Genomic DNA, 7,891 nt, shown 5'->3' on the forward strand with positions numbered 1-7,891 from the left:
CCGAAGCCGCGGTCGAGCGCTTCGGACTCGCCCCGCGCGCGCGGATCCTGGATGGGGCCGCGGCGGGTGTGGCGCCGGAGGTCATGGGCATGGGCCCGGTCCCGGCGACCCGCAAGGCCCTCGACCGGACCGGCCTCTCGGTGGGCGACCTCGGCGCCATCGAGCTCAACGAGGCATTCGCCTCGCAGTCCCTCGCGGTGATGCGCGAGCTCAAGTTCGACGAGGAGATCGTCAACGCCGACGGCGGCGCGATCGCGCTCGGCCACCCGCTGGGCTCCTCCGGCTCGCGACTCGTCGTGACCCTGCTGGGCCGGATGGAGCGCGAGCTCGCCGGACAGAGCCGGAAGCTGGGCCTCGCCACGATGTGCGTGGGCGTGGGCCAGGGCGTGGCCCTGCTCGTGGAGGGGGTCTGATGGCGGAACCCGAGACCGCGGACGACGGCGGGGCTCGCCTCGACGCGTCCCGCTTCACGGCGCTGCGGGTCACCGAGCGGGACGACCGGCTCCACGTGCAGCTGGACCGGCCAGCGGTGCGGAACGCGATCGATGCGACGATGGTCGACGAGCTGCACGCGGTGTGCGCGCACCTCGAGGCCCACCCGAAGGTCCTCATCCTCTCCGGCACCCCAGCGGACGCCGCGGCCGGGGCGAAGGGGGTCTTCGCCTCGGGTGCGGACATCGCCCAGCTACGCGAGCGCCGCCGCGACGACGCCCTCGCGGGCATCAACTCGACCGTGTTCGACCGCATCGCGAAGCTCCCCATGCCGGTGATCGCCGCGCTCGAGGGCTACGCCCTGGGCGGCGGGGCCGAGCTGGCCTACGCGGCCGACTTCCGGATCGGCACCCCGAGCCTGCGCGTGGGGAACCCCGAGACCGGCCTCGGGATCATGGCCGCGGCCGGGGCCACGTGGCGGCTGCGCGAGCTCGTCGGGGAGCCGCTCGCGAAACAGATCCTCCTCGCCGGCCGCGTGCTCACTGGCCCGGAGTGCCTCGACGCGGGGCTGGTCAGCGAGCTCGTCGAGCCCGAGGCGCTCCTGGACGCGGCGAACGCCCTCGCGGACCGGATCGCCGCGCAGGATCCGCTCGCGGTGCGGATCTCCAAGGCCGTGTTCCATACGCCGCGGGAGGCCCACCCGCTCATCGACACCCTGGCCCAGGGCATCCTGTTCGAGTCCCAGGCCAAGTTCGACCGCATGCAGCAGTTCCTCGAGAGGAAGAAGAAGTAGCGATGAACATCGAACAAGCCCTCAATGAGGCCCTCGGGCTCAAGACCGGCAGCAACGTGCCGCTCGCCGAGGGCCTCCCGGCCACCGTCGGGGTCCTCGGCGGGGGCCGCATGGGAGCCGGGATCGCGCACGGGTTCCTGACCCGCGGGGCCAAGGTCGTCGTCGTCGAACGCGACGCTGAGGCCGCCCAAGGCGCGCGCGGGCGCGTCGAGTCCTCGGTTGAGGCCTCGCTCGAGCGCGGCGCCGTGGCCGGGACCGCCGGGGACTACCTCGAGCGGTTCGCGACCTCGACCGACTACGCCGACTTCGCGTTCTGCGACCTCGTGGTCGAGGCCGTGCCCGAGGACGCCGGGCTCAAGGCCGCCGCCCTTGCCGCGGTCGAGGCGCAGATCTCCCCGCACGCGTTCCTCGCCACGAACACGTCCTCGCTCTCGGTGAGCGGCCTCGCCGCGGGGCTCGCCCGGCCGGAGCTGTTCCTGGGGCTGCACTTCTTCAACCCCGTGCCGGCCTCGACCCTCATCGAGGTCGTCGTGGCCGAACGCACCGGCGAGGACACGGTCGCGGCCGCCCGCCGGTGGGTCGAGGCGCTCGGCAAGACCGCCGTCGTGGTCAGGGACGCCCCCGGCTTCGCCTCCTCCCGCCTCGGCGTCGCGATCGCGCTCGAGGCCATGCGCATGGTCGAGGAGGGCGTCGCGAGCGCCGAGGACATCGACAACGCCATGGTCCTGGGCTACAAACACCCCACCGGCCCGCTCAAGACCACCGACATCGTGGGCCTCGACGTGCGCCTCGGCATCGCCGAATACCTCTACTCCACCCTCGGCGAGCGCTTCGCCCCGCCTCAGATCCTGCGCGACAAGGTCGCCAACGGCGAACTCGGCCGCAAGACCGGCAGGGGCTTCTACGACTGGCCCTGACCGTTGCGGGGGTCTCGTCCCTCGGGTTGTGGGGTCTCGTGCCTCGGGTTGTGGGGTCTCGTGCCCGGACCAGGGACCCCGCAACGGAGCGCCAGGGACCCCGCAACGGTAGGCTCGCGCTGTGAGTGACACCACGCGTAGGCCGGGGGACGCCGGCGGCGCGGTCGCGTGGGAGGGTGCCGTCAACGCGCGGCGCGTGCTCGGCTCGGTGTTCCGCATGGGGCGCAGCGAATGGCTCACCGAGCGCGGCTGGCGGCAGATGTACGACGACGGCGTCCGCACCGTGGTCGACCTCCGGAACCCCGGCGAGCGCAAGCGACGCCCGACGGACCCCGACGTGCGGCCCGAGGCCATGGCGGGGATCGCGATCGTCAACGTGCCCACCGAGGATCCCGACCACCCGGAGCACGCCGAGGCGTTCGCTGGCCGCATCCCGCCGTACCTGAGCCACCCCGAGGGCTACGCGGGCGTCGTTCGGCTGTTCCCCGAGCGGATCGTCGAGGTGTTCCGCGCCATCGCGGGGGCGCCGGGCGGCGTCGTCGTGCATTGTTCGGCGGGGCGCGACCGAACGGGGATCATCGTGACGCTCCTGCTCCAGCTCGCCGACCCGAGCGAGGCCCGGGAAGCCGCGGCGAGCCACTATGAGGCGAGCGTGCGCGGCATCAACGAGTGGCACCGGGTCAGCCCCGTCAAGCATCCTTACGAGAGCTACCAGGACGAGGGCGAGCTCGCCCCGCTCCTCGAGGACCGACAGGCCGCGCTCGCGGAGTTCGTCGCGTCGATCGACGCCGAGCGATTCCTCCTCGAGCACGGCCTGACGCCCGCGGAACTCGAGCGCGTGCGGGAGCTCCTGAAGGGCTAGTCGTTCTCCTCCACCCACCAGCCGGCCCAGGCCGACGACGTCGAGATTTCAACGTGGCGGGTGCCCTCGCGGTCGAGGGCGATGGTTTCCTGATCGGTCCGTGACGTCATTGTCCGTGTTCCTTTCGTCTGTCCTTCCATGCTCGGCGAAGCGTGTTACGGCCCCATTTCGGCCCTGAAACGAGCGTGAAAGAACCACCTCTCCCGGCCTCGGGCCAGCCGTGAACGGCGGGGCTACCTCACGAACGGCGCGACGGCGGGGACGTAGCCGCGCGCGTAGCCCTCGGCGGTGGGGTGGAACGAGGCCGGGTCGCCGGCGACGAAAGGATGGATCCAGGGCGACGGCGAGCCGATCCCGTGCCCAAAGAAGGCGAACGTGACATCCGCGTAGGAGGCGCCGTCGGAGAGCGACGTGAATGCGATGGTCGAGTTGAGCAGCGCCACGGCGCCGTTGATCTGGGCAGCGACGGGCTGTTCGGCGACCGGGAGGCCCGAGAGGGTGAAGAGCAGCGGGTAGCCCGTGAGCGTGATGTGTGCGGCGGGCGCCTTGGCCCGTATCGCGGCGATCGTGGCCCGGAGCTTGGCGGGCAGCTGGGGGAGCAGCACGAATACCGCGTCGTGCAGCGCCTGCGAGCAGGCCGTCGAGGCGGGTCCCGTTGCGCACGCGGTCGCGACGGCGCGGTCCCCGACGTCGTTCGCGCCGACGCTGACCGTCACCCTCTGGGTGGTGGACGGCAGCAAGGGCACCTGCTGCGCCATGACGTCGGCAGTGGTCGCCGCGTAGCAGCCGAGATTCGCGTTCGCGCCAAGCAACGCGGGGTAGGAACCCGGCGTTTGCAGACACGCGTTGAGGTAGGTTCCGCCGCCCGTTCCCGCGGCGATCGAGTCGCCGAGAGCAACGTACGACGGCGGGGCAGCGGCTTGGGCGGCCAGCGCGGGAGAAGGAAGCGCTGCGGCTCCCGCGACGAGACCGATGGCCGCGAGGGCGGCGAGGACGGTCCGGATGATGCGCACTGAGAAGGGCTGGGCGGCGACCATGGCGCCCAGAGTAGGCCTGCAGCAGCGGAGGGACTAGGTCTCGCGCCGTCGAGTGGCGGGCGGGTGTTGCCGGACCGATGGCCCGTGTATTCTAGAGCCATTACCGAACGGCCGGTCAGTAATTGGCTTCAGCTCACAGCGGGTCAGCAGCCCGGCCGTCACCCGGAGCCCCGCATCGGAAGGAACCGTCGACGATGACTACTGCCGCGCCAAACCCGGCCAAGCCGGCCCTCGTGAAGGCCAAGATCGTCCCGAGCTACATCCTCGACGCTTGGTGGACGCCCGAGCAGGGCGCGGCACCCAAGGCCGCGGAGGTCCGCGACGCGAGCACGGGCGAGCCCCTGGCCTCGGTGAGCACCGAGGGGATGGACCTCGGCGCCGTCGTTCGTCACGGCCGCACGGTGGGGCAGGCGGGCCTCGGCGGACTGACCATCCACGAGCGCTCCCTCAAGCTCAAGGACCTCGCGCAGTTCCTCAACGGCCATCGCGACGAGATCTACGAGCTCTCCTACAAGACCGGGGCCACGAAGCTCGACTCGATGGTCGACGTGGACGGCGGCATCGGCGTGCTCTTCACGTTCGGCTCGAAGGGCCGCCGCGAGCTCCCGAACAGCAACGTGATCGTGGACGGGCCCACGGAGGTGCTCTCGCGGGACGGCTCGTTCGTGGGTGAGCACCTCTACTCGCGCATCCCGGGTGTCGCGGTGCAGATCAACGCGTTCAACTTCCCGGTGTGGGGCATGCTCGAGAAGTTCGCGCCGGCGTTCGTCGCGGGCGTCCCGACGATCGTCAAGCCGGCCACCCCGACCGGCTACGTGGCAGAGGCCGTGGTGCGGCTCATGATCGAGTCCGGGATCCTCCCCGCCGGCTCGCTCCAGCTCATCTCCGGCTCCGCCCGGACGCTCCTCGACGAGCTCGACTACCGCGACATGGTGTCCTTCACGGGCTCGGCCACGACCGCGAACCTGCTCAAGTCCCACCCGAACGTGGTGCACGGCGGCGTCCGCTTCACGTCCGAGACGGACTCGCTCAACGCCGCGATCCTCGGGCCCGACGGCGTGCCCGGCACCCCGGAGTTCGACGCGTTCGTCCGCTCCGTGGTCACCGAGATGACGGTCAAGGCGGGCCAGAAGTGCACCGCGATCCGCCGCACGATCGTGCCGGCGGCGATCGTGGACGACGTCGTTGCGGCCATCGGCGCGCGCGTCGCCCAGAAGGTGGTCATCGGGGATCCCCGCGCGGAGGGCGTGACGATGGGCGCGCTCGCGTCGATGGACCAGCTCGAGGACGTGCGCGGCGCGGTCGAATCGCTCGTCGCGGCGGGCGGGCGCATCGCGTGGGGTTCGCTCGACGCGCCGGAGATCCTCACGGCGGGCGGCGCGAAGGCCGTGGTCGCGGACGGCGCGTTCATGTCCCCGGTTGTGCTCACCTGGGACGACGTCCACGCGGCGGCCCTGCACGGCACCGAAGCGTTCGGGCCGGTCTCCTCGGTGGTCGGCTACTCGTCGCTCGACGAGGCGATCGAGCTCGCCGCCCTCGGGGCCGGCTCGCTCGTCGCGACCGTATGCACGAACGATCCCGCAGCGGCCCAGACGCTCACGCTCGGCATCGCGTCCCACCACGGCCGCGTGCTCGTGCTCAACCGCGAGGACGCGCGCACGTCCACGGGCCACGGCTCGCCGGTCCCGCACCTCGTGCACGGCGGCCCGGGGCGCGCGGGCGGCGGCGAGGAGCTCGGCGGCATTCGCTCCGTCAAGCACCACATGCAGCGCACGGCGATCCAGGGCTCGCCCAACATGCTCACGGCCGTCACGGGCGTGTGGCACACGGGCGCCGACCGGCACCTCGCCGATCCGGCCGACCCCTCGACGCACCCGTTCCGCAAGCCGCTCACGGAGCTGCGGATCGGCGACGCCGTGCGCTCGGAGCTCCGCCAGATCACGCTCGAGGACATCTCGGCGTTCGCCCACGAGACGGGCGATACGTTCTACGCCCACACCAACGAGGAGGCCGCGGCGGCCAACCCATTCTTCCCGGGCATCGTCGCGCACGGCTACCTGCTCGTCAGCTGGGCCGCGGGGCTCTTCGTCTCGCCCGAGCCCGGGCCGGTCCTCGCGAACTACGGGCTCGAGAACCTGCGCTTCGTCACCCCGGTTCCCGCGGGCGATTCCATCCGCGTGACGCTCACGGCGAAGCAGATCACGCCGCGCGTCACCGACGAATACGGCGAGGTCCGCTGGGATGCGCTGATCGAAAACCAGAACGACGAAATTGTCGCGACCTACGACGTTCTGACCCTCGTCGCCAAGGAGTGGCCCGCCTAAAATTGGTGGCGTCAGTTCCCCTCCTGGAGGTGCGCCATGACTCTGGCGACAAGACCGGCAACAACAATCTTGACCGTGGCTGACGAGGCCCGCGCCAAGGACTTCTACGGTGGAGCGCTGGGGCTCCCTGTCCGCGGAAAGGACCCGACCGGGATGATGATCCTGGGTCTGGACGGAACCGCATCCCTCGGCCTCATGGTGGACGCGAACGCGATCCACTCGGGCCACACCGCCCTGACGTTCGAGGTCGATGACATCGACGCCACTATGGCGGATCTCGAAGGGCACGGCGTGCATTTCGAGGACTACGATCTGCCCGATCTCAAGACGGACGAGCATCACATCTACGCCACCGGCGACGAGCGCGTCTCGTGGTTCGCGGATCCTGACGGCAACATCATCTGCCTCCATCAGGGCGGGACGATCGAATACAACATGTGAGGACTGGCGTCCGGTCGCGTCCCGTGAGGGGTGAGCGGGCGACGGCGGAGGGCCGGGCTTCGTGCCCGGCCCTCCGTGTGCGTGCGCTTGGCTGATCCGGCCTGTCCCTTCCAGTACGCGTACTGGAAGGGACAGCAAGCCCGGCGGCCAACGGTCCGCGAGATTCTGCGGCTTTCGAGGTGTCTCAGGGGGCTCTGGGCCAGATTCTGGGCGAAATGCGTACAGGTGGGACCGCGCCTAGCCCCGAGTAGCTCGCGACCGCCGCAGCCACCCGTCGATCCACCAGCCGAGCTCGACCACCGCGATGCCGGCCGCCGCGCACGCGAGCGCCGTGGCGGTGTGACCGACGTTTCCCGGATCGAGCTCGAAGAGCCGCTGCGTGAGCGGGAGCGCGAACATCGCGAACGAGGCCGCCATCATGACCCCGACCAGGAGCACCTTCCACCACTCGTACGGCCGGGCCACGATCGCGAGGACCCACAGCGCGATCGCGATCAGGGTGATGAGCGCCGAGGTGCTGGCCTGCACCTGGGTCGCGACGCCGTCGGCTACCGAGGGCCGGACCAGGAGGTAGCACGTGAACGATGCGACGGCGATCACCACGCCGGCCGGAATCGCCATCCGGAGCACGCGGCCCACGAAGCCGGGCCGGGCGCGGTCGTGGTTCGGGGCGAGGGAGAGGATGAAGGCCGGGAGGCCGATCGTGAACCAGCCCGTGATCGTGACGTGCCGGGGGAGGAACGGGAACGGGAGCGCGTCGAGGCCGATCAGCCCGGGGACTCCGACCATGAGCGCGAGCAGTACGGAGTACACCGTCTTGGTCAGGAACAGGTTCGCGACGCGCTCGATGTTCCCGATGACGCGGCGGCCCTCGCCGACCACGTGCGGGAGCGTCGCGAAGCTGTTGTCGAGCAGCACGATTTGGGCCACGGCGCGGGTCGCGGGGCTGCCCTCGCCCATCGCGACGCCGATGTCCGCGTCCTTGAGCGCGAGGACGTCGTTGACGCCGTCGCCCGTCATCGCGACCGTGTGGCCGCGCGACTGGAGCGCGCGCACCATCGAGCGCTTCTGCGCGGGGCTCACGC

7 protein-coding genes and 1 pseudogene are annotated in these 7,891 nt (G+C 71.0%); 6 read left to right on the top strand and 2 right to left on the bottom strand.

The genetic code is table 11. The features are described from left to right. The 4 genes and pseudogenes from ACLN58_RS14450 to ACLN58_RS14465 form a co-directional block, all read left to right on the top strand. A pseudogene (locus ACLN58_RS14450) lies at positions 1–413 on the top strand (3-oxoadipyl-CoA thiolase); the annotation flags it as partial. Next, positions 413–1,225 (top strand): enoyl-CoA hydratase/isomerase family protein, encoded by an 813-nt coding sequence (locus tag ACLN58_RS14455; protein ID WP_415855959.1) that lies wholly within the window; start codon positions 413–415, stop codon positions 1,223–1,225. The pseudogene ACLN58_RS14450 and the gene ACLN58_RS14455, both read left to right, overlap by 1 nt. Positions 1,226–1,227: 2 nt before the next feature. Further along, entirely contained in the window at positions 1,228–2,142 is a 915-nt protein-coding gene (locus ACLN58_RS14460; protein WP_415855960.1) for a 3-hydroxyacyl-CoA dehydrogenase family protein, read from the top strand. A gap of 121 nt (positions 2,143–2,263) precedes the next feature. Then, complete coding sequence (locus ACLN58_RS14465; RefSeq protein WP_415855961.1) at positions 2,264–3,004, top strand: tyrosine-protein phosphatase; 741 nt, start codon at positions 2,264–2,266, stop codon at positions 3,002–3,004. Between the two features lie 233 nt (positions 3,005–3,237). On the opposite strand, the gene ACLN58_RS14470 is transcribed toward ACLN58_RS14465, so the two are convergent. After that, positions 3,238–4,041 (bottom strand): GDSL-type esterase/lipase family protein, encoded by an 804-nt coding sequence (locus tag ACLN58_RS14470; RefSeq protein WP_415855962.1) that lies wholly within the window; start codon positions 4,039–4,041, stop codon positions 3,238–3,240. 194 nt (positions 4,042–4,235) lie between these two features. On the opposite strand from ACLN58_RS14470, the gene paaZ reads away from it, so the two are divergent. Then, the gene (gene paaZ, locus ACLN58_RS14475; RefSeq protein WP_415855963.1) at positions 4,236–6,365 is read left to right on the top strand and encodes a phenylacetic acid degradation bifunctional protein PaaZ; all 2,130 of its coding nucleotides are present in this window, start codon (positions 4,236–4,238) and stop codon (positions 6,363–6,365) included. A 75-nt stretch (positions 6,366–6,440) separates the two neighbouring features. Further along, positions 6,441–6,806 (top strand): VOC family protein, encoded by a 366-nt coding sequence (locus ACLN58_RS14480; RefSeq protein ID WP_415855964.1) that lies wholly within the window; start codon positions 6,441–6,443, stop codon positions 6,804–6,806. A gap of 237 nt (positions 6,807–7,043) precedes the next feature. On the opposite strand, the gene ACLN58_RS14485 is transcribed toward ACLN58_RS14480, so the two are convergent. Beyond that, positions 7,044–7,891, bottom strand: an 848-nt coding sequence (locus ACLN58_RS14485; protein WP_415855965.1) for an HAD-IC family P-type ATPase, incomplete at its 5' end; no start/stop codon positions are given.

It is taken from the genome of Sinomonas sp. G460-2, assembly GCF_047759905.1.
GTDB lineage: Bacteria > Actinomycetota > Actinomycetes > Actinomycetales > Micrococcaceae > Sinomonas.